The 25,004-nt window shown below is 36.6% G+C and carries 27 protein-coding genes; 11 read left to right on the forward strand and 16 right to left on the reverse strand.

The window, feature by feature from the left end:
* Nucleotides 1–2: 2 nt before the first annotated feature.
* The 16 genes from GM418_RS23090 to GM418_RS23165 all read right to left on the reverse strand — a co-directional run bounded on the left by GM418_RS23090 (nucleotide 3) and on the right by GM418_RS23165 (nucleotide 15,368).
* Nucleotides 3–1,043, reverse strand: coding sequence for an efflux RND transporter periplasmic adaptor subunit (locus GM418_RS23090; protein ID WP_158869569.1), 1,041 nt, complete (start codon nucleotides 1,041–1,043; stop codon nucleotides 3–5).
* Nucleotides 1,044–1,197: 154 nt separating this feature from the next.
* Complete coding sequence (locus GM418_RS23095) at nucleotides 1,198–1,773, reverse strand: TetR/AcrR family transcriptional regulator (RefSeq protein WP_158869548.1); 576 nt, start codon at nucleotides 1,771–1,773, stop codon at nucleotides 1,198–1,200.
* 112 nt (nucleotides 1,774–1,885) lie between these two features.
* Nucleotides 1,886–3,067, reverse strand: a complete 1,182-nt coding sequence (locus GM418_RS23100) for an MFS transporter (protein WP_158869570.1) — start codon at nucleotides 3,065–3,067, stop codon at nucleotides 1,886–1,888.
* A 79-nt stretch (nucleotides 3,068–3,146) separates the two neighbouring features.
* Nucleotides 3,147–3,977 (reverse strand): AraC family transcriptional regulator, encoded by an 831-nt coding sequence (locus tag GM418_RS23105; RefSeq protein WP_158869571.1) that lies wholly within the window; start codon nucleotides 3,975–3,977, stop codon nucleotides 3,147–3,149.
* A gap of 176 nt (nucleotides 3,978–4,153) precedes the next feature.
* The gene (locus tag GM418_RS23110; RefSeq protein WP_158869572.1) at nucleotides 4,154–4,837 is read right to left on the reverse strand and encodes a CDP-alcohol phosphatidyltransferase family protein; all 684 of its coding nucleotides are present in this window, start codon (nucleotides 4,835–4,837) and stop codon (nucleotides 4,154–4,156) included.
* A gap of 311 nt (nucleotides 4,838–5,148) precedes the next feature.
* The gene (locus GM418_RS23115; RefSeq protein WP_158869573.1) at nucleotides 5,149–5,631 is read right to left on the reverse strand and encodes a glycosyltransferase family 2 protein; all 483 of its coding nucleotides are present in this window, start codon (nucleotides 5,629–5,631) and stop codon (nucleotides 5,149–5,151) included.
* A gap of 21 nt (nucleotides 5,632–5,652) precedes the next feature.
* Nucleotides 5,653–6,186 (reverse strand): carboxymuconolactone decarboxylase family protein, encoded by a 534-nt coding sequence (locus GM418_RS23120; RefSeq protein WP_158869574.1) that lies wholly within the window; start codon nucleotides 6,184–6,186, stop codon nucleotides 5,653–5,655.
* Between the two features lie 44 nt (nucleotides 6,187–6,230).
* Nucleotides 6,231–7,175 (reverse strand): patatin-like phospholipase family protein, encoded by a 945-nt coding sequence (locus GM418_RS23125; RefSeq protein ID WP_158869575.1) that lies wholly within the window; start codon nucleotides 7,173–7,175, stop codon nucleotides 6,231–6,233.
* Between the two features lie 88 nt (nucleotides 7,176–7,263).
* Nucleotides 7,264–8,073, reverse strand: coding sequence for a 1-acyl-sn-glycerol-3-phosphate acyltransferase (gene glsA, locus GM418_RS23130; RefSeq protein WP_158869576.1), 810 nt, complete (start codon nucleotides 8,071–8,073; stop codon nucleotides 7,264–7,266).
* A 142-nt stretch (nucleotides 8,074–8,215) separates the two neighbouring features.
* On the reverse strand, nucleotides 8,216–8,803 hold the full coding sequence (locus GM418_RS23135) for a TetR/AcrR family transcriptional regulator (protein WP_158869577.1): 588 nt from the start codon (nucleotides 8,801–8,803) through the stop codon (nucleotides 8,216–8,218).
* Between the two features lie 1,162 nt (nucleotides 8,804–9,965).
* The gene (locus tag GM418_RS23140) at nucleotides 9,966–10,220 is read right to left on the reverse strand and encodes a hypothetical protein (RefSeq protein WP_158869578.1); all 255 of its coding nucleotides are present in this window, start codon (nucleotides 10,218–10,220) and stop codon (nucleotides 9,966–9,968) included.
* A 157-nt stretch (nucleotides 10,221–10,377) separates the two neighbouring features.
* Nucleotides 10,378–11,550 (reverse strand): porin family protein, encoded by a 1,173-nt coding sequence (locus GM418_RS23145; RefSeq protein WP_158869579.1) that lies wholly within the window; start codon nucleotides 11,548–11,550, stop codon nucleotides 10,378–10,380.
* A complete protein-coding gene (locus GM418_RS23150) occupies nucleotides 11,537–12,019 on the reverse strand; it encodes an RNA polymerase sigma factor (protein WP_158869580.1) in 483 nt (160 codons plus the stop codon). Before GM418_RS23150 ends, GM418_RS23145 begins: the two co-directional genes overlap by 14 nt.
* A gap of 142 nt (nucleotides 12,020–12,161) precedes the next feature.
* On the reverse strand, nucleotides 12,162–12,665 hold the full coding sequence (locus tag GM418_RS23155; RefSeq protein WP_158869581.1) for a hypothetical protein: 504 nt from the start codon (nucleotides 12,663–12,665) through the stop codon (nucleotides 12,162–12,164).
* 877 nt (nucleotides 12,666–13,542) lie between these two features.
* A complete protein-coding gene (locus tag GM418_RS23160; RefSeq protein WP_158869582.1) occupies nucleotides 13,543–14,280 on the reverse strand; it encodes a LytR/AlgR family response regulator transcription factor in 738 nt (245 codons plus the stop codon).
* Complete coding sequence (locus tag GM418_RS23165) at nucleotides 14,277–15,368, reverse strand: sensor histidine kinase (protein ID WP_158869583.1); 1,092 nt, start codon at nucleotides 15,366–15,368, stop codon at nucleotides 14,277–14,279. The genes GM418_RS23160 and GM418_RS23165 overlap by 4 nt, the downstream gene beginning before the upstream one ends.
* A gap of 206 nt (nucleotides 15,369–15,574) precedes the next feature.
* On the opposite strand from GM418_RS23165, the gene GM418_RS23170 reads away from it, so the two are divergent.
* From GM418_RS23170 to GM418_RS23220, 11 genes are all read left to right on the forward strand, one after another.
* Nucleotides 15,575–16,288, forward strand: a complete 714-nt coding sequence (locus GM418_RS23170; protein WP_158869584.1) for a porin family protein — start codon at nucleotides 15,575–15,577, stop codon at nucleotides 16,286–16,288.
* Nucleotides 16,289–16,421: 133 nt separating this feature from the next.
* Nucleotides 16,422–16,790, forward strand: a complete 369-nt coding sequence (locus GM418_RS23175) for a hypothetical protein (protein ID WP_158869585.1) — start codon at nucleotides 16,422–16,424, stop codon at nucleotides 16,788–16,790.
* Between the two features lie 58 nt (nucleotides 16,791–16,848).
* On the forward strand, nucleotides 16,849–17,271 hold the full coding sequence (locus GM418_RS23180) for a hypothetical protein (RefSeq protein WP_158869586.1): 423 nt from the start codon (nucleotides 16,849–16,851) through the stop codon (nucleotides 17,269–17,271).
* A gap of 11 nt (nucleotides 17,272–17,282) precedes the next feature.
* Nucleotides 17,283–18,077, forward strand: coding sequence for a hypothetical protein (locus tag GM418_RS23185; protein WP_158869587.1), 795 nt, complete (start codon nucleotides 17,283–17,285; stop codon nucleotides 18,075–18,077).
* 79 nt (nucleotides 18,078–18,156) lie between these two features.
* On the forward strand, nucleotides 18,157–18,720 hold the full coding sequence (locus GM418_RS23190; protein ID WP_158869588.1) for a DUF6515 family protein: 564 nt from the start codon (nucleotides 18,157–18,159) through the stop codon (nucleotides 18,718–18,720).
* A 101-nt stretch (nucleotides 18,721–18,821) separates the two neighbouring features.
* A complete protein-coding gene (locus tag GM418_RS23195; protein ID WP_158869589.1) occupies nucleotides 18,822–20,039 on the forward strand; it encodes an MraY family glycosyltransferase in 1,218 nt (405 codons plus the stop codon).
* A 225-nt stretch (nucleotides 20,040–20,264) separates the two neighbouring features.
* Nucleotides 20,265–20,990 (forward strand): hypothetical protein, encoded by a 726-nt coding sequence (locus GM418_RS23200; RefSeq protein ID WP_158869590.1) that lies wholly within the window; start codon nucleotides 20,265–20,267, stop codon nucleotides 20,988–20,990.
* Between the two features lie 119 nt (nucleotides 20,991–21,109).
* Nucleotides 21,110–21,517 (forward strand): DUF6515 family protein, encoded by a 408-nt coding sequence (locus tag GM418_RS23205; RefSeq protein WP_158869591.1) that lies wholly within the window; start codon nucleotides 21,110–21,112, stop codon nucleotides 21,515–21,517.
* A gap of 284 nt (nucleotides 21,518–21,801) precedes the next feature.
* Nucleotides 21,802–22,836: a sensor histidine kinase gene (locus GM418_RS23210; RefSeq protein ID WP_158869592.1), complete on the forward strand. Its 1,035-nt coding sequence runs from the start codon at nucleotides 21,802–21,804 to the stop codon at nucleotides 22,834–22,836.
* Entirely contained in the window at nucleotides 22,833–23,591 is a 759-nt protein-coding gene (locus GM418_RS23215) for a LytR/AlgR family response regulator transcription factor (RefSeq protein ID WP_158869593.1), read from the forward strand. Before GM418_RS23210 ends, GM418_RS23215 begins: the two co-directional genes overlap by 4 nt.
* A 106-nt stretch (nucleotides 23,592–23,697) precedes the next feature.
* Nucleotides 23,698–25,002, forward strand: a complete 1,305-nt coding sequence (locus tag GM418_RS23220) for a TolC family protein (RefSeq protein WP_158869594.1) — start codon at nucleotides 23,698–23,700, stop codon at nucleotides 25,000–25,002.
* Nucleotides 25,003–25,004: the final 2 nt, after the last annotated feature.

The following is a 25,004-nucleotide window of genomic DNA, read 5'->3' on the forward strand; positions in this document are numbered from 1 at the left end:
AGCTATTTGATGATTTTAATGGTTGAATTTTCATTGATTTTCTGATAGCCTTCGGTGACCAGCAAATCACCGTTAGATAAACCATTATTTACTACTACTCCGTTACTGGCAATAGGACCCAATTCAACAATCTTTGTTGTAATTTTATTTGATGAAGGATTGGCGATAAAAACATATTTACTATTGTTCTTTCCAACCTGAACAGCGGACATTGGGATAACAATCCGTTCTTCAAGTGATGGATTGCTTATGTTTACTTTACAGACCATTCCGGGTTTTAATAACTTGTCCGGGTTATTTAGTACAACTTTAATATTATAGGTATGAGAAAGAGGGTTCGACAATACACCAACTTCTGTTACCTCTCCTTCAAAATGCCGGTCACCTAAAGCACTTACTTTTACATATGCTTCCTGCCCCTTTTGTATTCCGGAAATTTCATTTTCCGGGATAGGTATTTTTACATTTACTTTGTCAATCTTTACCAATTGAAAAACCGGGTTGCCAGGAATAATACTCATACCTGGTTCTATCGTCCTTCTGCCTACTATCCCATCAGCAGGTGCATAAAGATTACAATCATTAAGATTTTTTTCTGAAATTGAAGCCAATGAATGAGCTTGCTCTAAACCGGTTTTTATTTCCACGTATTTAATCTCAGGAAGGCTACCTTTTTTATACATAGGTTCCAGCCGGTTATATGCATCCTCAGCCTGTTTAGCTTTTGATAATGCAACCTGATACATATTTTGATAACTCTCACTGTTAAGGACTGCCAGTAACTGGCCTTTTTTTACCATTTGTCCTTCATCCACAAGGACTTTTTCTGCAGTTCCGGTAACCAAGAAACTAAGAGGAACAGAAAAGGATTCTTCAATGGTTCCAATATACATATGATCGGTGTTATTAATACTTTTACCGATTTCACTAACTTTAACAGGAATGCCTTTCTCCCGCACAACTTTTTCACTGTTTGAATTTCCGGTACTGCAACCGGCAAGGATTAATGCGCCTAAGGCAAAAAACCAATTTAATTGTTTCATTGTATTCACTTTTTATTAATTAATTCTAATTGTATTCTTATGTTTTATGTCACAATAAGACATAATATTTGACTAATAATGTTCTATAGTCAATGCAAATATATAACAATATTTGACTAAAAAACACTTTTAGTCAAATTGAGTTAATAAATTATTAAGATTTTAATCCCTTTACAAGAAATTCTGCAAGTTCTTTGATTGTATGAATGTACTCAGAATATTTATTTTGCAGAAATAACGGTACTTCCATGCTATTAACCAGCATTAATAGCATATTTACTGTTGAGTCAATATTATTAAATTGCAATACACCCTCTTCCTCACCTTTTTTGAGCATCTGATAAAAGTTATTTCTCTCAAATGCGGCAAAGTCTTCCCTCACTTCCTCCACAAAATGATATTTTTCAAAAAAATCGGCTTTCAAAGTTTCATGGTAATTTACAGATTCATGCAATAACTCAAGCCTTTTAAAAAAGTAGTTACTAAGAACTGTTAAAGCATCTTCATCAGAATTAACAACTTTCTGTAACTCAGATTTTACCGTACTAAGCTCCTGCTTTAATACTTCGTTAAATAATTCTTCCTTGCTATTATAGTGATAATATAAAACTCCCTTTGCTTTATGGATGTGTTTTGCAATCTCATCCATCGTTGTTTTATAAAACCCAAATTTTGAAAAATACTGAGTGGCAGCACTTATTATTATCGATTTGATTTCTGGTTTTGCCATTATATTTGACCATTTTGTTTAATTAGTCAAATATAGAATTTTTATTAATACAAACCTATCATTGAAAAACAACAAGTGCATCAATCAGTTTTAATTACGAAGAAACTAAATTTTACTCCTTGTGCATTTTAGATATGATAGTAAATGCTAACATTAGGAAAGTTGCCAATAGCGCCATTACAGAGCCAAAATAAAACGGTGCATTTGAATTTACTTTATCATATAATAAACCTGCAATTAAACTTGCAGGTAATAAAGCAATCCCAAGTATTGCAGAATAAATTCCATAAGCTGTCCCTGTTAAATCCTTACTTACAATATCTGAAATCATTGCTTTCTGGGTGCCCTCCGTCAATGCGAGAAAGAAGCCATATAATGCAAATGAAAATATGAATATACTAATGTTATTAAACCTACCAAATAAATAGTACACTACTACATAAACAAAGAAGCCAATGATAATGAGTTTCTCGCGACCAATTCTATCCGACAATTTTCCGATAGGCATAGCAAAAAATACAGATACTATGGCGGTAATCATAAACATAAAAGGAATATATGATTCATTTATCCCAGTTTCTGCAGTTTTAACAAGCAATAAAGAAACAGAAGAATTTCCAAGGGTAAATACAAAAATGATGGTAAGAAAAAAATAGAATTTTTTAGGCAATTGTTTTAGGGAGATTTTAGTTGTGTTTTTTTCTTTTTTTTCTGACTTTGCTTCTTTTATAAAAAACACAATAGTCAATACGCCCATAATTGCAGGAATTGTTGCCAATAAAAAAATGTTAGCGTAATTAAATGGAAATATTATTAATAGAAAGGCGGCAAGCAATGGCCCAATAATAGCCCCGCTATTATCCATTGCCTTGTGAAATCCAAAACTTTTACCTATTTCATCCTTTTGCACCGAACCACTAATAAGACTATCCCTTGGTGCGACTCTCACCCCTTTTCCAATGCGTTCAAAAAATCGAAGAAACAAAACATGGACTGGAATTTTGGCTAAAGCATATAATGGGGTTACCAAAGCTGTAATCCCATATCCAATAATCAGAAAAGGTTTGTTTTTGCCTATCTTATCGCTCCAATATCCGGAAAATGCTTTAAGCAAAGATGCTGTACTTTCAGCAATTCCTTCAATCAAGCCTATTGAGGCTTTAGATGCTCCAATGGATAATAGGAATAGTGGCATCACACTATAAATCATTTTAACCGATGTGTCGGTAAAGAAACTTGTCAATCCAACAAAAAACACATTTTTATCTAATCCTAATATTTTTGCTTTCTTCATAAGAAACTCTATTAACGAAACAGCAAAAGTATGCAGTAGTCACGAAACAATCGTGGTATAATAAGATGCCAAAATGGTATTAATGAAAATATTTCTCCCTGAATTGAATGGGTGTTAATCCTTCATGTTTCTTAAAGAACTTTATAAAATTCGATGTGTCTGAAAAATATAGAATGTCTGTTATTTCATTAATCGTATTATCAGTGTGTAAAATATATCTTTTCGCTTCGAGCAATAATTGATAGTTTATCATTTCGCTTGCATTCCGGTTTACTTGTTTCCGGCAAATTGCGTTCAGGTTCTGGGGCGTTGTGTTAAGTAAATTTGCATAATCATTCACTTTATGAAGACGCGGGCTTTCTTTCATTAAAAGTTGTTGGAATTTGTCAAAAAGCGATATCGGCAGGTTTGATTTGTGCGGATTTATTTCTAAAAGCTGTAATAGTTTAGCTAATAGCACACTAAGCAGTCCATGAATAATACGTTTTGAATACTTTGTATTTAAGTCGAATTCATTTAAAATATCATTCAGAATGTACTCAGGGTATTTCCCACCCGGAATAGTGATTCTCGTGTTTTCGCTTAATAGCCTGTAAAGGTTAATTAAATCACTTTCTATTATTTCTTTAAACTCTAAATCTTTAAAAAGAATAATAAAACCTTTGGAAACTGATGTCGTTTCCCAGAAATGCAATTGTCTTGGTTTTAAAAAGTAAAACTCAGGCGTTGACATTATGTATCTTTTCGATTCGATGGTATGAAATCCTTCTCCTTCGCTTAAAAATATTAGTTCGTAGTACTCATTATGTTTGTGCGGTTTTACATTTTTTATGGGTTCTTCAAACCGAGAAATTTTAAATGTTAATTCTTCTCCAAGTTTGTTTGTTGTGTTTATTTTTTTGTTTTTCATATCCAATTAAAGATAATAATACTTTTGATTGTAGGTTGGTAAAAGGGCACTCTTTGACAAATTTTTGGTTGCAGCGTTGGCTTGTTGGATTTTGGCAATGTTTGCAAAGTGAGTCGGTATAAGTTTTAAAAATTATAATCCCATTGGAAGTCACTTTAATAGTAAAATATTAAGATTTATGCCTTATGAGGGGGATCTATTTTTCCGAATCTCTTTTTTTCTTTCAGAAAATTAAAAAAGAAAATACCAAAAAGAATTAGTGCAATTCCAAGGACAAAATAGTCATATAAATGTACGTACACCCCCCAGTGATCAATTCCGTAATTACGGTCTGGCATAATGATAAACAAAGTATTGATCAGGATAATAACTATTCTCAATTCCGTAGGTCCAAGATTTCCGTACGATATTTTAAATTCGCCTTTGAGATAAGTATTAATGTATGTAAAAATTGATAATAAGTAATAACCGGCAAGTAAAAGCAATGCAGATGAAAACGACACATAAGGGGATGTTCCCGCCCCAATGCAAATAAGAAAAGCAGTTATCCCATCTATATTATGATCAAGAAAGAAGCCATAAACCGGGCGTTGTCGGTTTCTTATCCGCGCAAGTGTCCCATCCAGGCTATCGCCAAACCAGTTAATAACAAACCCCATGGAAGAAAGCCATAGAAAACCATCTCCCCAATTTGAAAGAAAATATCCAACTCCCGAGATAACTGCTCCGAACAAACCAAGCCAGGTTAAATGGTCGGAATTTATCCATGAAGGTAATTTTCGGGCAATTCTAATGAGAATTTCCTTTTCTTTTGTACTTAAAATTGAATTCAGTACCCTTATGGCATCTTTATGTTCCATTAACATCTTTTTATGTTACTATTCCGGCCCAATTTCCAAATATTATATTCTTAATTAGTAATTGGTTTTATTTTTTTTTAAAAGCATTAAGTGTTGTTCTAAAATTAAAGAGTTGTTACTTAATTGAATTTGTTGATTACTGCTTTTGCGAACAGATTGAAATTTTCTAATGCTGTAAATGCAACTTGATATCCTTCTTTAAAAAATTCTTCTATTGCTTTTGACGAGGAGGATTTATCAAACTTTGTCGGATGGATGAGCCCGGAAGCAATACATATTTAACCTTTTTACCTTCAGACATGTAGTAGTGGTTAATTAATGTCTCTACCCCAAATCGTATTTCTTTCAATTTTCAAAATGGGAAGGATATCTTCTTTTAAAAGACAACGCTGGCCTGTAAATGATTTAAAGGGATTTATCCGGTAATTTATCAATGTTTCTGTTGGTTGGCCAAGTACCATGTCAGCCTCCTTGTTTTTTATCGGCGTAATTAATTTTAAGAAATGTCCTTCTCGAAGTTTTGACAAGTCCGCATCAATAAACATTATTATATCACCATTTGTATTTTGGATGCCTGTTGCCATGGCAAATCCTTTTCCTTTATTCTCAGGTAATACAATGTATTTAAAATTGTAATATTTACTTATTCTTTTCAATATGTAATCCGTTTTGTCAGTTGACCCGTCATTAACAATAATGACTTCATCGAAAAAATAGTCAGCCACGGTAGAGGCAACTTCTTCTATTGTTTTCTCTTCGTTATAGGTGCAAACTATTGCTGTTATCTTATTCATCTTTAAACTAATTAAATTCTTTTAAAAATTCGGGTTTCTGTATTTTTTTGTAAATGGGATAAGTGGTAATAAAAGTGGTGCAGTTACTATGAAGAAAATAAACTCAAAGATTTTATTGCTGTTTTTGGCGGGAATCCCGTTTAATCTGCTTATAAAAGCATCAAAAGTGTTTCCCGTTAAGTTGCCAAAAAAAATAATCCTGATAATTATAATTATATGGTTGGCAGTTTTGTCTCCGTAATATTCAAATAGTTTGAAAGTCATTTCTTTATCAGGATTTCTGTCTGTTTCGGCATAATGTTGTGCATAAAGCAAAGCTGGTATTTCAAAATCGGTTGCATCTGCATGAAATTGGAGCTGAAGCATTCTTCTTACTTCTTCCTTACTTATCCCACTTGAAACTGCTTGTTTTGCATGAAACCAGGTACAATAAGTGCATCCGTTAACAGCAGTGACAATTGTCATTATTTTTTCCGTAAAGGCTTTGTTTATCTTCTTATTACGATTAATGCCGATGATTTTAGACCATGCACTTAAAAGAAATTTTAAATCCATTCCAAGCATTTTAATTGTAAATATTTTTCTGTCATATGATTTTTTCATCCTTGTTTATTCCCATGGTTATCAGCATATTTCTCACTCTGAATATTGTACTGGTTGATACTAAATCGTGCAGCCTTCCTTCCTGCTTCAATCAACTCCTTTGCCTTGTAAAATTCAAACGTTCTAGCTGCATCAAAAGGAATATTTATTAGTATATCAGGTTTATTCAATTCAAGAGATAATTTTGATATCTGTTCAAGCATTGCAGATGTTGTAAACTGAATCAGCGAATAGTAACCCTGACTGTTTTTATTACCTGTTGGAATAAAGTCCTGTATTCTCTTTATAATATTATTTATGCTATTGTTCAGGATAATTAAATTACTAATCGATGATTTTTGAGGAGCAAGATGTTTCTTAACGTCTTCTTCATACAACAATATATCCGGGTTATTGCTGTCATACAAATTAACAACAACTAAAATATCGCCTTCTGTTCTTTTTACCCGATTGGCTGGGATTGGATTAAGCAATCCTCCATCAACAAGAATACTGTTTTCTGATATAACTGGTGTAATAATTGTGGGGATTGCAATAGATGCTCTCGCAGCTTTATAAAAACTACCTATGGTAAATATAACTTCTTCTCTGTTTATTACATCGGTTGCAACTGCCGCAAACGGAATATTCATCTCTTCAATAAGAACATCCGGAATTATTGTATTCAATTTTCTAAAAACCTTTTCAGCCTTTAACAGACCATTCGTGCTTAAGGTGGGGTCCATCAAACTGTAAACATCCTTTTTTTGAAGTGTAGTAAGCCATTCTGTCAATTCATTTAATTTCCCCATAGCACAAAATCCACCAATTAATGAACCGATTGAAGTGCCACTAACTGATGTGATATTGAATCCCTGTTTTTCAAGTTCGTTAATTACACCAATGTGAGCCAAGCCTCTTGCTCCGCCACTGCCCAAAACCAGTGCTACATTTTTTTTCATATCCATTACTTTAATGTTTTATGCATTCCTGATATTTGAATGATAAATGTCTTTTCAATTTATGAATTAATTTCATAACAGTTTGTCACTAATTATTTTTATAAGAATAAACTTCATTACGAATCTTTTGTGCCCAGTCCCAGTGCGACATAGATGCATGCAAATCACTGTATTGAATCATCTCACCAATTGTAACTTTAATTGTTTTTCCCCTTTTACGAAATAGTTCATGTGGAAGCAAAACCAGTTCCAAATTGATTTTAATCTTTACTACTTGCCTGAGTAAAAATATGGAATAAAACAGACAAGAATTTCGTCCATAAAATCGCACCGGAATAATGTTTCTTTTATGTTGAATTGCTTTTGTAATAAAACTTTTATGCCAGAATTTATCTTGTATCTTTAGTTTATAAATTCTAGATACAAGCCCATAAGGGAAATGTGTTATTGGTGAATCAGAAGCAAAAACATTGTTTAATTCAACAAAGTATTTTTTAGGATTTTTCCCAAATACATTGACATTTGAGACTATTGGTCTTAAGTTTGGAACAAACATAAAAGCATCGTTTCCGATTGCTTTTAAATGTCCGTATTTTGAACCAACAATATTTGTAAGGATTAAACCGTCAAGCAGGCCGAAAGGGTGATTGGCAACAAAAAAACATTTTCCATTTTCCGGTAAATTTTCCAGTCCTTCACATTCCACTGTAATTTCCAACTCTTCAATTATTTTTGGCAGAAAGTCAACACCCTCAAATCCTTCATATTTTTTTAGAATCCGGTTTATTTCCTCTTGTCTAATAATCCAGGCAATTATTCTAATAGAGAAACCAGGTAGTCTTTTTAGAAATTTCGAATTACTGTTTTTTATAATATGTGATATATTGATATAATTCATTTTTTGATTTTTATGAAAAGCTTCTAAAACAACTTCTGATTATTATATTTAAAGCCTTGATATGAGTTTCATTATAACTTTTAAGCACTTTTACGAACTTACATTGCCATGTGTTTGATTTCATATCAATATTAGGACAAATCTATCTTTTCTCAATTCCTTTTAATAAAACCTGAATCATGTAATCGAGATTTATATCACACTCGCTACATTTAATATTGACCATTAAAGGTTCCTCAAGTCCTTTCAGTGCTGACACAATAACATAGGCAGTTTGCTCTTCATCCCTTTCTTCAAACTCATCATTTATTATACCATTTGATATTATCTCTTTTACTAATAAAATCTCTTCATCATCGAATTTCTTCCTGATTTTTCCTGCAAAATATTCATAATCCATGTAGCCATTTTTTATCGCATCATTGATGTAAGACAGTTCCCTCAGAATTTTCATTCGTGTAATAATGTAATTAGTCAATTTCATTTTACCGTTTAGGTCAGATTTCGCTACTAATTCTAATTCTGTGCGCAATAGTTGAAACTCTTTTTCAACGACTTTCTGAAACAACTCATTTTTATTTTTATAATAATAATGGACTGAACCTTTTGATTTGAATGCAGCCTGGGCAATATCATTAATTGAGGTTTTCCGAAATCCATATTTTGCAAATACCTGCATTGCAATTTTTAAAATAAGTTCTTTTGTATCTTTGGTATTTTTTTTAAACATTTGACTAATTATGTTTTTAAGTTCAAAAATATATATAATTTACTAGATTATTATTTTAACACAATAAAATAATGACAAGAGTTATTTAAGATTTATGCTCGAAGTAAGTGGTATAATATTGACAAATGCTCACTGAAAATTTATTCATGCCAATGCAAAGTAATAGTTTTCCCAAATTATTTTCAGTCCGAAATACAGTCTCTTGTATAGTTTATAGTGACGATAAATTAAGATTAAGGACAAGAAATTCAAGAATGGTCCTACAAGCAAGCCTATAAGACTTTTAATTTAAATCCCATTCTAACACAAAAACATATTTGTAAAAACAACAATAACAGAAGCATTGGTTATGGAGTCAAATTAATAGCAAATATTGTAAAGTGAATGTCATTTCCCTTATCCATTATCATATCAGCAATTTGAAGTAGTAACAACAGTTAATCTGTCGAAAAGTCTGTCACCAAAATCTCTTCTGTTTAACTTTTAACAAAATTTTTCCAGATATAACCATAAGCATTTACTTTTTATTTTTTTAATCCCTAAAAGTGTACTTTTTGCATTGCTGATTGCAATGTGTAGTGATGTACCCATCATAATGTTGTTTAGATTGTCTCCGTTGTTGATTTCTCGGAAAGAAAATATGATCCTCCATCAAAGTAACATTGCGAAGAGTTGTCCTGAAACAGCATTCAGAACATTGTCATTTGGCTTTGAGTCAATAGGACTTCTTACTGCCACATTTTTTGAAAATAATCCTTACTCTGACGAAAATATTCATTACATTTATTTTTGTATAGGAAAGATTCAATAATGGCTGCTGGCGCCTCCGTAAAAATGTAGAGCGTTTTCCACTGAAGCTATAAAATTTTTTTCTTCTGGCTCATAGAAGCTCGGCATAGCTGTACTGGCTGGCACCGAAAATAACTACAAAAAAATGCATTTCCTGTACTTCCCCGGTTTTCTTGTCAACAATTTCAAGTGTTTTCCCCTGCATAATTGATAAACAATTTGTCGCCTGCTTTATGGTTCACTTGGATAACCTGATTTACCTTTTTACCCTATTCCCGGTAGAGGTTGCAAAATTGGGTCGACTTTAAACCATGGGTGTTTTTTAGTACTACTTGCGCTACATTTGGAGTTTGTTTACCCCATATTTCTTTAACTACCTCTCCAGATAAGGGAAAAAGTCGTAAACGTCCTGATGTTTTGATGACATTATATCGGGTGGGTTATTACTGAACAGTTGCTCCATCTCAACGTCACTCTTCAACTCAATATTCTCAGAGCAGAGGTTAAGCATCTTTTTCAGAACAATGTATTTTTTTACTATATTACGAGACAGGGGACAAATACCTGCTGATAAATAACTTGCTTTCTCTTTTGTGTGTAGAGGCAGTACTTTTCGAACTTTACTCATATCTGTTAATTTGTTGGCCATATTGCATACATTTATCCTGTTAAATGCATGCGAAATTTGGCTTCTACAGTGCCTTAAAAATTCCTTTTGATTGGAGGTCTCTTCGAATCGTTACAGAGCGCTCACTTTTATCGTTTTTTCACACTATGTTTTGATACTATTTGGATATAATAAAATTTATACCTCCACTGGTGGGTTGAAAATTATTGGTTGTTGCCCCGCTCAATGGTAATTTTAGGTAAGGAGCAATCGTAAGATTTGTTGTACCTGTTAAGGGATATCTTATCCCATAAGATAAATTGAAAAAAACAGATATATCTACATTAGAAAATGCAGAAACTTTGGTATTTACTGTTGATTTAGTCGTGACAGTTGTAAATTCTGTCACTATCTGACCTTCTTGTGTCGTTGTCGTTGTCTCTACTACTTCTTGATATTGATAGTTATATGAATTATTTTCAGTTATGTATCCAACTGAAGAAATTCCGGCAAGCAGATAGTAATCCCTGTTTTTACCATCCTTAAATTTGAATTTTATATTAACGGGAATATCAAAACTGAACGATTTTGAGTTTATGGAAACAGGCTTGTCAATTGAAGGCTGAACGTCATTCTTTTGGACAATTGTCTGATGGGAAATGAGGAGGCCGCAATTAAACAAAATATTCTTTGCTAATTTAAAATCAGTCTGCACCCCGGTTGAAAAACCTAAATTACTGCCGCTTCCATTGCTCGTGAGTAATGGTGATAGTGAAAAGCCTATTTTAATTTTGTTTCTTTTCTTTGGTTCCTGACTTTCAGCCTTTACCTGATCATTAATCGGATCAAATAAAATATCGTTTTTAAAGTCTTCCGATTGAATAGTATCATCAGGCATATTCTCATTCTTGGCGTTATTGGCCATATTTATATTTCCTGATTCTTTCTCCTTAGTTTTTTGTGTTTTAACACTCTCCTTTTTTTTATAAGTAGAATGGGTTTCGCTTTCATAGGCATTTCTATTGGTTTTTACAATTGTTTGCTTTTCTATATTTTCAATATCTCCCAAACTATTATTAATTATTGGCATTATTTTCTTCAAGCTTTTAATAGAATCGGTCCTTACTACTTCATATTTTACATCTACGTCATTATTGCTTTTTTGTGTAAATATTAAAAACCCAATTAACAAGCTTGCAACAAGACCTGAAAAAAAGATTGGCCAAAAGGATACCGTCATCTTCTTTTGCTTAGAATTTAAAAAGTTTTCCCATGCACCTTCCTTATAAGGTTCTTCATGTTCCCGGGTAATCTTTATTAGGGTATTTAATATATCATCAAAGCTGTTCATCGTTTATGTTTAGTTGCTTATAATCATGCTGCAATCTTTTTTTTGCCCGGGTCAAATATGTTCGGGATGAGCTTTCCGGTATTCCAAGCTTTTCTGATATCTCATTATGATTGTAACCTTCAATTTCATACAAATTAAAAACCAATCGTTGCATCACAGGAAGCCTTTTTAAAAGTGTCAATACAAATTCATAATCAAGGTTTTCGATGACAGGTTCATTATAAAACGACTCATTCACCTTTTCATCATTTAAGTGTGAAAAACGTTTTTCCTTTCTAAGACTATCAATACAAGTATTTATAGCTATTCGCCTTATCCATGTTTTGAAGTTTTTTTCCTCGGCATAATACCGGATGTTTGAAAACACCTTCATGAAACAATCATTGGTGCTTTCTTCCGCCATTTCATAATTAATAACGTATCTCAAAGCAATGCCCATAACGTATCCATAATAACTTTTGTAAAGCATTTCATAACATTTTTTATTTCCTTCTTTGCAGCCTTGGATAATTTCCGGCAGATCTGGTAACTGTTTGTTGCCCACTTTATCAATGCTAAAATAAAAACGCCAGCCCCTCTTAATGGACTGGCGTTTGTTTTCTCCAGTAACTTTAATTGTTTGTTACAGTTACAGTTGTATCCGCATTGTCCTCTTCAGGAATTTTTGATGCGTTGGCTACAGTGAACACCGTATTCTCAGGCATTGAACTTAATCCCATAAATTTTAATAAATCAATAGCCAGAATTTCATCCTTAAGTTCCCCGTTTGGATCACAGTTATTTGCTGTTCGTTTAATAATCAAATTAATTCTTTGCGGGAATGTTTCCATAACATAGCCATTCCAAATAACATCAAACTTATTCGATTCACAACTTCCATTATAGGAAACGGCAACATTTAGAATATTATCCGTTAAGTCAACATCCGTAATTTCAAACTCATCACTAAACTCTTCGGAACGTGATGCCTGTGCATTCTCGTAAAGACTGGCACTCTTGTAGAAATTGAAGTTTTCGCCAGGAACAGGAATGTCAACCCCACCTTTACTGTCATCTTTCTGGCAGGAAGCAATGATGAACACGAATGCCAAGGTTGCTAATTTAAAAGGTTTCATAATTTGTAATTTTAAAAGGTTCTTAATTTTTTATTCTCTCCCAATACGAATCTGCTTTTTAAAACGCTACACCTATTTGTAAAAAGGATGGGAAAAAATGGGGATAAGTTGCTTTTGAATGTTATTGAAAGGCGGATTTGTGGCAATATTCTGGCTATTCAAATTAAAGAATCAAGGGAAGTTAGACATTCTAATAAAAAATGCAGGGACCATCTGAGGTGTACCATAAAATGCAACTGATTCAAGTATCAATACTTTCAAAAAAGTGTTTGATACAAATTTGTATGGTACAGTAAGAGTCGCACTGCTTTTATATATTTATTAAAACACTCGACCGAGACACGCATTACAAATGTAAGTTCAAGTCAGGGTTCGTTTACCATAGCAACCAACCCGCACAATATCTATTACCTCTACAAGCAGCCGTGTATCAATCATCAAAATCGGCCCTGAATTTGTACACAATTGCTTTGGCTTACAAACTGCATGATGCAGCATTCAATGTAAATCCAGTTGACCCAGATTTTACAAAAACCGATTTCAACCATCATCATGGAACAGATCCCCGAACGATTAGTAGCTACATTTATTAGATTAGCAATTTAACCCTTAATTCGCATTCCTTATTTTTAAATTCAAAAAATTACGGATAATTTATTCCTTTATATGGATAGGATAATGTTTTATAATGTGAGCGAAACGGTGACCCGGGAAACTCTTAGAAAGTAAACCATTGATATAAAGGCTTTAATGGGATCGGATTCGAGTCTTGGTATCTCAACGATGTAAAAAATCAAAATTCTCAAAAGGCTGGTAAATTAAATGGTTTTTAGACTTTTTTGTTTTTTCGGTGTCAAGAAAAACCGATTAAAACCACTTATTCATTCATTCCCAGAATGGAGGTCACCTCTTCCTTGTAACTTCGGCCTAACGGTAACTGTTTCCCGTTTACTTCCACCGTGTTACCAAAAATAGCATCAATATTTTTTACAGAAACAATATAAGATTTGTGGATACGAATGAACCCTTTCCCTTTTAACAGGTTTTCGAAATTTTTCATGCGGTCGAGCTTGGTATATTTTTTTTCTTTGGAATGAATAACTACATATTCCTTCATTCCTTCCACATATAAAATGTCTTCAATATCTATTTTTACCGATTTGTAGCCCGACTTCACAAAAATAAAATCACGGGCAACTGGCTGGGCTTCACCTGCTTTTTCTGAAACCGGAGCTTCTGTTCCCGATTGCGAGTCAAATTTTGAAACCACTTTATTTACCGACCGGACAAACCGCTCAAACGCCACAGGTTTTAACAGATAATCTGTAACATCCAATTCATAACCCTTCAGTGCATATTCCGAGTAAGCAGTAGTGAGAATAATATATGGTTTTTTCTGAAGCGTACGAATAAATTCAATTCCGGTAATTCCAGGCATCTGAATATCGAGAAACACCAGTTCTGCCTCACCGCTTTCAATAGTCTGGTAAGCATCGGCTGCTTTTCCAAATGTTGCCAATAATTGGAGCTGTGGCATTTTGGCAATGTAATCGCTCAGGTATTTTCGTGCAATAGGTTCGTCGTCAACTACTATACATTTTATTTTCGGAATCATAACATTTCTTTTTTGGCAAAAACCGGAAACTGTAGCGACACCATAAACTCGTTATTCTGTTTAACGGTCCGGAGTTCGTAACGTTCCCCAAAAATAAGTTGGAGGCGCTTTTTTACATTTGCCAATCCAATTCCCGGGCTTTTTCCTGTTTTATTTTCAGTAAAATTATTTTTGCAGATAAAGAAAAAATTGTCGTTTTCGTCCCAAATGTCCAGTTCTATCCATCCGTCATCTTCTTTCCCGATGGTGCCATGCTTAAAGCAATTTTCGATAAATGGCAGCAGCAATAATGGCGGAATAAAAACAGAAAGGTTACGTACCTGCACCGAAACGCGGATATTTTCAGGGTACGAAATACGCGTTTTTTCCAAATCGAGGTAATTATGGATAAAGTTCAACTCTTTTTCAACGGGGACAAGTTTCTGTTCGGTTTCATAAATCAGGTAGCGCATCGTATCCGACAGGCCAAGTACCATTTGCGGTGCGAGGTCCGACTTTGAATAGGTGAGCCCGTAAAGGTTATTTAGCGTATTAAATAAGAAATGCGGGTTTACCTGCGATTTCAGGTACAGGATTTGCGCTTCCTGGCTGCGTTGCAGCTCTTCGCGGCTTTCCCGTTCCTTTTTGTCCTTGTTTTCATACAAACGCAAAAGAACCGCAATTATGCTTAATACCGAGTTCATTATCAAACCTATCAGAAAAGGGCCCCTTCCTGTTCCCAATCGGTTGTATTGCCAGATATCCCTTCCCCATTTTAAATTATCAGGGCTTATTATTTTTTCTTCAGAAAAGCGGTTTGAAAAAAATGCTGCATCGCCGGGGAGTAATCCCAGAATCCTTACCCTTAAAACAGAAAAAACAAAAATGGCGATAAGTTCAAAAATGATAAATAAAACGAGGTTCCGCCGTTTTATCAGAAATTCGTTGGCAAGCACCCAGCCCGAAAAGTAAAAGATGCCGGCCATCAGCATAATGCCGGCAACCGAGCGGTAGGCAGCCACTTTTACGGGAAGAAATATGGTCAGCGAAAAGAAAAGCGAATAAACCAGTATTAACCAAACGGCGCTATGTATAACGATTTTTTTCATGCCACAATGTTACTAAAATAAGCATTTTGCAGGCAACAACTTAAACCAACACAATGAATCTTTCAATCAATGTACGCTTTCAGTCAATATGCCGAAAATTGAACCTGTTGGCAGTTGGTATAAGCCAATTTGTTGTTGGATGAAAACTTTACCTGCTCCCGGCGGCGAAAGGGTACGTTTGAGATGAATTTAAAATGTTCAAAAGAATGAGAAAGCCAGGATTTACAATTAAACGATTTTCAAAAAACAAAAACAGGATTGCCATGAAAAAAGCGGCTTTTATCTTTATCCTGTCCCTCTCGGTTTTGGGTTCGGGCGCCCAACACCTCACGGAGCGTTTTCGTCCGGTATATAGTGTCCACACCCCAAAATTTGGAATTGTGGGCGGGCCGCAATTTAGCAACTTTCACGACGAAGCCGTGGGGAGCCCCAATGCCCTGTTTGGGTTTCATTTTGGGCTTGCATACAGTATGCCCGTTTCCAAAAGGATTTCGTTTGAACCACAGTTGGTTTACTCAAAAAAAGGAGGGGCGGTTGATTATGCCCATGCGGCATATTATTATTACGACGGGACGCTCCGTTACAGGCTTCATTATCTCGAAATGCCGTTGCTGTTCAATATTCATACAAAAAATATCCTCGATTTTGTAGTTGGTGGGTATGTCGACTACCTGGCCGATGCAACATTCAATGTTGCCACACCGCTTGGATACGGCTACGGGGAACTGGATTACGGTGATTTTGAAAAACTCGATTTCGGACTGACCGGCGGGCTTGCTTTCAATTTTCCGTTTCGTAAAATAACGCTGAAATATTCCTATGGTTTTAACAAAGTGGCCAACGATAACAGCGCTTATGTTTTTCTCGAAGGGGCAAAAAACAGTACGTTTTCCATCTCATTTACAAGATATTTGAAATGAAACTGAAAACGGAAACCGGTATGTTGAACAAAAACGGCGTTCGTTTAAAACAATCGGTTGTTGGATGAAAAAATACCGGATACCCGGAAACTCTGATATAAATTTGAAATGAAATCAAAAAAAAATAAATGGTATGAAAAAAATAGTAATCGTTGGTTTTATCATCTGCCTGTTCCCGGCAAAAATTTTTTCTCAAAATATCGGGGCACAATATTCGCCTGAAGAACGCGCACAAATACAAACGGAATGGATGAAAGAAACCCTTCAGTTAAATGCCGGGCAGGTTTCGAAAGTTGATTCGCTCAACCTGGAATATGCTTTAAAAATGGAAAAAGTAAAAAGTGTACAGGGAAGGATAAGCCAGCTAAAAGAGGCCAGGGAGATATCGGAAGAAAAGGATGGGAAGCTCAAACAAATGATGGATGAGGGCCAGTTTGAGACTTATCTGAAAAAAAGGAAAGAATTGCGGAAAAAGATGAATGAGATACGAAAAGGGCAATAAGCATAAAAATCAATTCGGTGAAAAATAATTTAATGTTAAACAATTAAAGCAGGATGAAATGAAAACACGAAACATTTTATGGGGCATATTGGCAATGTTTGTTTTGCTGGGCCTCAGCAGTTTTCTGCCCGGCACACAGGCCGGAATCTGCAAAGCATTTCAAAGAAGCCCCGAAACACGGGCAAATGCCATTACTTCGGTTATGGAGGGCAGGCTCGGTTTGGATGAAGCCCAGGTTGAAAAGGCGTACCAGATCAACCTGAAATATGCCAAAAAACTTCAGCCTTTTTGGGCAGGTACAAATCACCTGCCGGAAATTTCGGACGAGATGGCAGAAATTAATGCAGACAGGAAAAAGGAGTTACTGGCCATCCTTACCCCGGAACAACGGGAACAGGCCGACCAGATACGCAGGAAATGGATTAACCGCCTCGAATCAACACTCGAAAGATTAAAAGAAAATGACTTTATTAACAATTAAAATTTAAAAAAATGAAAACAAAGAAAAACTTAATTTGGGCTTTAATAGCCGTGGCAGGGATGATTGGTTTTGTATCATGTAGTGATGACGATGATCCTGTAACTGAAGACAAAGAAGTATTTACCGAAGCGGAAGCTGTTGAAATTGTAGCCTATTCGGTAGCAAGCGGTAGCGACGGGCTAACCGCGGATATTGAAACAACTGCTGAACTTTCCGGGCAATCTGTTGATAGCAATGGCTTAAAGTCTGCCGACAGCAATACCCTTAGTTGTGGCGAATCCCGCGATACGACATTTACCTCTAAGTCAACCAGTTTAATTACCTTCGAGTCTTCGAAGATGTACGATTATATGCTTGAGTGCGACGAATCGGACGACCCGCTCATGCTGGATTTCAGTTTTACCTATGAAGGAGAGTTCGATGCACCCCGGATTGCTTCACAGCATTCAGGGAGCGGCGATTTTACGGTTACTGATATCGAACACACGTCAGATATGTACCTGGTAAATGGCACATGGCAACGAAGCAGCGGCTTCGAATCCAAAATCCGTAACCAGGGCACACGGCAGGCTTCGCTTCGTTTCGAACTTGTTGATGTGGCCGTGGAGAAAGAGCCAAAAGAAGTTGATAACGGAACGATTATTTTTTCAATAGAAGGTGAAAGCGCTTCCGGAAGCAGCAGCTCCGGGTATAAATATGAAGGCACAATCACATATAACGGGAATGGCGAAGCGATTATCGAAATTACCGGCTCCAGCTCAAGTTACATTACAAATTTAGAGACAGGGGAAGTAGAAGAATTATAGGAACAACAGGGAAACACGCCGGTAAAAATTTTACCGGCGTGTTTTTAAGCACCAACCAATAATTTAAAAATATAATGAAATGAAAACGAAACAATTAAGTATAGTTTTAATAATGATTTTTTTAATTGGTTCCGCTTACGGGTCTTTTGCCCAGCGAAGGGTAGTAAATACGCCCCGCCGGACAGTAGTGCAAGGCCCCCGCGGAACCGTTGTTTACCGGAAAGCCCCGCCGGTAGTGAAACCTGTACGGAGGCTGCCTGCAAAAGCGGCTGTGGTTCATTACCATAGTCGGCCCTATTATTACCATGGCGGGGTGTTTTATGTTGCCCGCAATGGCTCTTATGTGAGGGTTGTCCCGCCGGTTGGGATAAGGGTTGCCGTCCTTCCGGCTGGTTACGTGCGGTTAGTAGTTGGCCCTTCGGTTTTCTTTTATGCCGGCGGAATTTTTTATGTCGAAGATGTATCCTCGGGTGAGTATGTTGTGGCAGATCCCCCTGTTGGTGCGATAGTCAGCCAATTACCTTCCGGCGCCGCCGAAGTAGAAATCGACGGAAAGCTTTATTATGAATACAACGGGATACTTTATAAACCGGTTCGAACGGAGAAAAAGGCATATGAAGTGGCCGGTAAGCTGGAAGATTGATTTATTGATTTACCACATTAAAAAGTGTTTTTGCATTCTCAATATTGGAAACAAAAATTCAAGGCACGTTGCTTTGATACAATTACAATCCAAAAGTAAATATGGAAATATTGTTGAACATATTGGCATTGTCGATGGGATTTGCAATTGTGGTTATTTCCATTCCCCCGGTTATTAAAATAGCCCGGGCAAAAAAACTTTATGAACCTTTAGACGAAAGAAAACGTCACGCCCGGGATATACCCCCGTTTGGGGGTGTGGCCATTTTCATCGGATTTGTAATTAGCACAATTGTAGCTACTGAAAGTTATGTCTTTGAATCGCTAAAATATATTATTGCATCAATAATTCTGATATTTTTTATTGGGTTGAAAGATGATTTTTTGGTAATAACGGTAAAAAATAAACTGATTGTACAAATATTTGCCGCTGTACTTCTTATCACCCTGGGCAATGTGCATTTTACAAATTTACACGGGATATTTGGCCTTTATGAAATCCATTATTTTTCAACTGTGTTTGTTTCGCTGTTTGTAATGATAGGGATAATTAACGCATTTAACCTTATAGACGGTATTGACGGTTTGGCTTCAGGACTGGCAATGCTTGCGGGCACATTTTTTGGCGTATGGTTTTACCTTGCCGGTCAGATACCGTTTTCGATAATGTCGTTTGCTTTGGTTGGAAGCCTGGCAGGTTTTTTCCTTTTTAATGTTTTTGGTAAACAGAATAAGCTTTTTATGGGAGATGCCGGTTCGCTGGTAATTGGATTGATTGTTTCCACCCTTGTCATAAAATTTAATGAATTTAATATTATCAAAACTGCACCTTATGCAATTAACGCTGCGCCAGCGGTGTCTTTTGCTGTGCTGACTGTCCCGGTTATAGATACTTTACGCGTTATAACCATAAGGTTAATGCAAAAAAAATCGCCTTTTTCTCCCGACAGGAATCATATCCATCACAAACTGCTCATAATCGTACCAAACCATTTTAAAGTAACCCTGATCCTTATAAGTGTAAGTTCCTTTTTGATCGGATTTGCATTGTTTCTTAATAAAATTTCGATGAATATCAATATCCAAATCTTTCTGATATTCTCAACAGGGAACCTTTTATCATTTATTCCTGCAATCCTTACCAAAAGAGACACTATTCATAAGAAGAAAACAACTAAACCGGCCCGTATCCGGCGGCATCCGGTTCGAATTATTGATGTAGCCGTTGAAAAAGAACCAAAAGAAATTGATAACGGAACGATTAGCTGTTCAATAGAAGGCGAAGGCATATCAGGTAGCAGCAGCGCCTGGTATAAATAGGAAGGCACAATCACAAATAACGGAAATGGTGAAGCGATTATCGAAATTAGCGGCTCCAGTTCAAGTTACATTACAAATTTAGAGACAGGAGATATAGAAGAAATAAAAGAATAAAATGAAAACAAGAAAAACTATTTTTTAGCATTAACCGTTGCCGCTGTAACATTCGTAGCATGTGAAAAAGAAGTTGATATAAATGAAAAACTTAACGGAGACACCCTCGCATTGGTAAAAGAAGCCGTAAATACCGAAGCATTTGAAAATGAAATTACGACAAGTATAGATCGGGCTATTGCATACTCCGAACAAATAAATTCCGGTGAAAAATCAGCAACAATTTCAGATTGTACCAATATAACAGTAAGGCCCATTATCGGTAGTTTTCCGAAGACAGTTACCATCAACTTCGGAGACGGGTGTGAGGAAGTGAAGGGATTTATACGGTCAGGGTCTATGTCAATCACCATTAGCGATACTTTACGGACAACAGGAACAAGCTACGACGTTACTTTCAATAATTTTGCCGTTGAAGAATATTCAATTACAGGAACAGTGTCGGTTGAGAATACCAGCTCCAGCGAGGTTCTCTCATTTTCTCAGAAAATGGATTTAACCATGACAGATGTCGATGGAATTGTCATTGAAAAATCGAAAACAGTTGAGCGCGTATGGATTGAAGGTTCCGAAACCAGCGATATTACTGATGATGTATTTTCCATCTCTGGATATGCCGATATTAGTTCAACCTCGGGGAGGGCTTATTCTTACTCCATTACAGAGCCACTTATTGTCAGTTATTCATGTGACATAGTCAGCGAAGGCGTAATGGAAATAACCACTTCAGCGAGTGATGAACCGGTAATTATTGATTTTGGAAACGATGGTTGCGACTGGAAAATTTATGTCTCACAAGGAAATATTGAAAAAGAAGAAATAAATTTGAATAATTAGTTTTAAGCATAAATTATGAAAACAAATCAATTCGTCATTATCATAATGACATTTCTTTTTATGATGGCAGGTATTAAGTCTTTTGCCCAGCGAAGGGTAATGAATACGCCCCGCCAGCAGTGACACCTGTACGAAGGCTGCCTGCAAAGGCTGCTGTGGTTCATTACCACAATCGACCCTATTATTACCAGGGCGGGGTGTTTTATATTGCCCGTAGTGGCTCTTATGTGAGGGTTATTCCGCCGGTTGGGATAAGGGTTGCCGTTCTCCCGGCTGGTTATGCACGGTTAGTAGTTGGCTCTTTGGTTTTCTTTTATGTAAGCGAATTTTTTTATGCCGAAGATGTATTTTTCGGCGAATATATTGTGGCAGAACCACCGGTTGGTGCCATAGTTTCCAAAATTCCTAAAGAGGTAGCGGAAGTGGAAATTGATGGAAAAACTTATTACGAATACAATGGGATTCTTTATAAACCAGTAAAAGTGGAAGGGAAAGCCTATGAAGTAGTTGGGCAAGTAGAAGATTAACACCTATGCAAATCCGACAATTCTTCAAGTGTATTACAACGCAGAAGGGATTGAAAACCAACAACTCATATTCCTATAGATACCGCATTGTTGGAAGATTCCTTCTGCCATTCTTCTTTTGTGGAAAATCCGTTTAATGAAGTTATAAAACAGACAGGATTATGTCTTCCCCAGTCGTCATTACATCATCCTGAAATTAGTAACAAACAGACCAATCAAAAGAAAACACTATCATGTACCAAGAAAAAGATTTGTATTTTTAACCTGGTTCTTTACCAAAAGATATGCAGCTAAAACAAGTCTTACAGCGAAATAACTGGAAAATTGCCGTTCTTTTTTCGGCTTTTCTCCCGCTTTTTAATATTATCATTAACAGTCAGCACAGGGCTTATGATAACATTACACAATTACTGGCAAATGCATTTTTTACTTTTTCGTTTTTGCTGATTAGCTGGTTTGTTAATTCCTACTTAACCATTTATTTTCAGCAATTTAAGGGAAACCATGCTTTATTGAAAAAAGTTATTCTGGTGCTGCTTTTCAATGCGGTATTGCTAACCCTTTTTATTCTCGCCGGGGTGTTTTTTATAAGGGAAATTAACGAAGGAAGTGTTCCCGAAAAACGATTTGTACTTTGGCTGATTATTTTCAAAGGTGCCATTAGTATTTCGCTGATTTACATTATCCAGAACCTGCTGAACACCCGTGCCCGCGAGCAGGAAATTACCCTGCAAAATGAGATGCTGAAAAGCGAAAACCTGCGCGCCCAATTCGAAATACTCCGGCAGCAGGTAAACCCGCACTTTTTGTTTAACTCACTTTCCACGCTGCGTTCCATGGTCCGTTCGAACGATTCCAATGCCGAAGAATTTGTGATAAAACTTTCGGAAATGTACCGCCAGTTACTCGACAAACAGCAAAAAGAACTGGTGCCGCTAAAAGAAGAACTCGACTTTGTAAATGATTACCTGTTTATGCTGTCGTCGCGTTTTGGTGCTATGCTGAAAATAACCTTCGATATTCCGGAAGAAATCCGGGAGCTGAAAATCCCGACATTCAGCTTACAACTTTTGCTCGAAAATTGTGTGAAACACAATATTATTTCATCGGAGCACCCGCTTGAAATTAAAGTGTTTGCCACGCTGCCCGATAGTCTAACCGTTGAAAATCTGTTGCAACCCAAAATTTCGAAAGTCGAAAGTTCGGGTTACGGGCTGCAAAGCCTCATCCAACGGTATCATTTGTTATGTTATTCTGATGGCGTTTTTATTTTTTCCGACGACCGTGTTTTCCGCGTAAAACTTAAATTAATTGCATGAACATACTGATTATTGAAGATGAACCGCAGACTGCCAAAATTCTGAAGGAAATCATTAAAGAAGAAAATCCGGCAGCAAAAGTGGATGCCATAACTGAAAGCATCAGCCAATCGGTGGACTATCTTCAAAAAGCACAACCTGACCTTATCTTTTCCGACATTCAACTGGCCGACGGTTTGAGTTTTGAAATTTTCTCACGGGTTGAAATTCATTGCCCGGTAGTATTTTGCACCGCTTACGACCAATACACGTTGCAGGCTTTTAAAACCAACGGGATTGAATACATTCTGAAACCGGTAAAAAACGAAGACGTAAAAGCCGCTTTCGAAAAAGTGGAAAAATTAAAGAAAGTATTTTCGCCGGGGCCGGAGTTGCTGGAGTCCATTCAAAATATTTTCGGCCCGAAAAAGGGCTACAAAAGTTCCATTTTAATCCGTTACCGCGAAAGTTATATTCCGGTTCAGGTGGAGAACATTGGCCTTTTTGTATTACAAAACGAAGTGGTTTACGCTTATACTTTCGACCAGAAAAAACAGGCTGTTTTTAAAACCCTCGACGAAATGGAAGCTTCACTCGACCCGGCGCTGTTTTTCCGCATCAACCGGCAAACACTTGTTAACCGAAAAGCGGTGCTGGAAATTCAACCTTACTTTAACCGAAAAATGGTGATAAAAACCGCTTTTCAAACCGAAGAAAAGTTAGTAGTGAGCCGCTTAAAAGTTTCGCCGTTTTTGGAGTGGATGGAACAATCCTGAACCTTCTGTTCAATTCATCCCCCAAAATGTTCAATTCACCTAAAATCCCATTTCCTCCCTCTCCCGTATAACTCATTTTTGTACCTGAAAACAAAAGGTACAAGTCATGAAAACAATATATTTTATCAGCATTCTATTAGTAGCTTCCGGCTCGCTGAAAGCGCAACACTCCATGAAATCATTGGGGGAGGTTTGGGAGTTTGCTCTGGCAAATAGCTCAGAAAACAAAGTGAAACAATGGCACGCAGAGCAGGCGCTTCAGGATAAAAAAACAGCCGGGAGCTTTCTTTTTCCCACCATCTCGGCAACCGGAAACGGGCAACATAACATCGACATTGCAGAAACACCTGTTCCCGGCGAAATTCTGGGGCAGCCCGGAGAAACCGTTTACACAAAATTTGGAAAAGCTTACAGCTATTCCGCCGGAATCAATGTCAGCTACAACCCGCTGGATTGGCAGATGATTTACCAAAAGAAAATGGCCGAGGTAAATGTTCAGTTGAAAGAAGCAGAGAAAGATTACTTCGAACAAACGCTGAAAGAGCAGGTCGGACAACTTTATTTTGCCACACTCACGGCTCAAAAAGCGGTTGGAATCGGGGAACAGGATTTAGCCATTGCCGACACTTTACTCCTGCTTACTGAACAGCGTTTTACTGAAGGGACAACGGATGCCATCGCCCTGAACCAGGCACGGGTAAACCGGAATGCAGTGGCGAAAAACCTGGAATCGACCCGGCAATACTGCTCCGAATGCCTTTCGAACCTTAAAATTTTAATAGGAATAAATTCGGGGGACGAACTCGTTCTAACAGAAAATTTATCGGATGGAAACGCATTGTCAATCGTTACGCAGCCAGCACAAAACAGTCGCTACACCGAAATCTACCGTTTGCAGGAAATGTATGCTGAAAGCAGCGTAAAAAAAGCAAAAGCCGACTTTATTCCGCAGATTAGATTCCACGCGTATTTTGGGTACAACCAGTTTCAGGACGATTTTACCATGTCGTTTCAATCCGGAGACTGGAAACCCAACAATTACCTGGGACTTTCGCTGAACGTCCCGATTTTTACAGGCTTTGCCAATAAATCGAAATACAAATCAGCAAAAATCGACCGGCAGATTGCAGCCCAAACCTACGAAGATGAAAAGCGAAAATCAGCCATCAACGACTCGCTGCTTTACTCAAAAACTGTGAGTACTTCAAAAATTGCGGTTGCCGGACTGGAAAACTTTCATCTTTCATCGGAAAACGTAAAACTCGCTGCACAAAAATACGAACAGGGCCTGCTCTCACTTGATGGCTATCTGAATATTTTCGACGATTACCTGAAAGCAGAAAACCTCTATCTCAATAATTTATCCGAATTCCTTATCAACAAAGCAAGTATAGAATCAAGAAAACAATAAAC

Origin of the sequence: Maribellus comscasis, assembly GCF_009762775.1 — a bacterium.
Taxonomy (GTDB): Bacteria; Bacteroidota; Bacteroidia; order Bacteroidales; family Prolixibacteraceae; genus Draconibacterium; species Draconibacterium comscasis.

Bases quoted from the DNA above. Each gene is read 5' to 3' on its own strand.
- GM418_RS23215 (WP_158869593.1), top strand. From the start codon at position 22,833: ATGAACATACTGATTATTGAAGATGAACCGCAGACTGCCAAAATTCTG.
- GM418_RS23095 (WP_158869548.1), bottom strand. From the start codon at position 1,773: ATGGCAAAACCAGAAATCAAATCGATAATAATAAGTGCTGCCACTCAG.
- GM418_RS23115 (WP_158869573.1), bottom strand. From the start codon at position 5,631: ATGAATAAGATAACAGCAATAGTTTGCACCTATAACGAAGAGAAAACA.
- GM418_RS23165 (WP_158869583.1), bottom strand. From the start codon at position 15,368: ATGAAAAAAATCGTTATACATAGCGCCGTTTGGTTAATACTGGTTTAT.
- GM418_RS23120 (WP_158869574.1), bottom strand. From the start codon at position 6,186: ATGGATTTAAAATTTCTTTTAAGTGCATGGTCTAAAATCATCGGCATT.
- glsA (WP_158869576.1), bottom strand. From the start codon at position 8,073: ATGAATTATATCAATATATCACATATTATAAAAAACAGTAATTCGAAA.
- GM418_RS23135 (WP_158869577.1), bottom strand. From the start codon at position 8,803: ATGTTTAAAAAAAATACCAAAGATACAAAAGAACTTATTTTAAAAATT.
- GM418_RS23160 (WP_158869582.1), bottom strand. From the start codon at position 14,280: ATGATTCCGAAAATAAAATGTATAGTAGTTGACGACGAACCTATTGCA.
- GM418_RS23220 (WP_158869594.1), top strand. From the start codon at position 23,698: ATGAAAACAATATATTTTATCAGCATTCTATTAGTAGCTTCCGGCTCG.
- GM418_RS23170 (WP_158869584.1), top strand. From the start codon at position 15,575: ATGAGAAAGCCAGGATTTACAATTAAACGATTTTCAAAAAACAAAAAC.
- GM418_RS23180 (WP_158869586.1), top strand. From the start codon at position 16,849: ATGAAAACACGAAACATTTTATGGGGCATATTGGCAATGTTTGTTTTG.
- GM418_RS23210 (WP_158869592.1), top strand. From the start codon at position 21,802: ATGCAGCTAAAACAAGTCTTACAGCGAAATAACTGGAAAATTGCCGTT.
- GM418_RS23150 (WP_158869580.1), bottom strand. From the start codon at position 12,019: ATGCTTTACAAAAGTTATTATGGATACGTTATGGGCATTGCTTTGAGA.
- GM418_RS23110 (WP_158869572.1), bottom strand. From the start codon at position 4,837: ATGGAACATAAAGATGCCATAAGGGTACTGAATTCAATTTTAAGTACA.
- GM418_RS23140 (WP_158869578.1), bottom strand. From the start codon at position 10,220: ATGAGTAAAGTTCGAAAAGTACTGCCTCTACACACAAAAGAGAAAGCA.
- GM418_RS23090 (WP_158869569.1), bottom strand. From the start codon at position 1,043: ATGAAACAATTAAATTGGTTTTTTGCCTTAGGCGCATTAATCCTTGCC.
- GM418_RS23145 (WP_158869579.1), bottom strand. From the start codon at position 11,550: ATGAACAGCTTTGATGATATATTAAATACCCTAATAAAGATTACCCGG.
- GM418_RS23155 (WP_158869581.1), bottom strand. From the start codon at position 12,665: ATGAAACCTTTTAAATTAGCAACCTTGGCATTCGTGTTCATCATTGCT.
- GM418_RS23190 (WP_158869588.1), top strand. From the start codon at position 18,157: ATGAAAACGAAACAATTAAGTATAGTTTTAATAATGATTTTTTTAATT.
- GM418_RS23125 (WP_158869575.1), bottom strand. From the start codon at position 7,175: ATGAAAAAAAATGTAGCACTGGTTTTGGGCAGTGGCGGAGCAAGAGGC.
- GM418_RS23105 (WP_158869571.1), bottom strand. From the start codon at position 3,977: ATGAAAAACAAAAAAATAAACACAACAAACAAACTTGGAGAAGAATTA.
- GM418_RS23185 (WP_158869587.1), top strand. From the start codon at position 17,283: ATGAAAACAAAGAAAAACTTAATTTGGGCTTTAATAGCCGTGGCAGGG.
- GM418_RS23175 (WP_158869585.1), top strand. From the start codon at position 16,422: ATGAAAAAAATAGTAATCGTTGGTTTTATCATCTGCCTGTTCCCGGCA.
- GM418_RS23195 (WP_158869589.1), top strand. From the start codon at position 18,822: ATGGAAATATTGTTGAACATATTGGCATTGTCGATGGGATTTGCAATT.
- GM418_RS23100 (WP_158869570.1), bottom strand. From the start codon at position 3,067: ATGAAGAAAGCAAAAATATTAGGATTAGATAAAAATGTGTTTTTTGTT.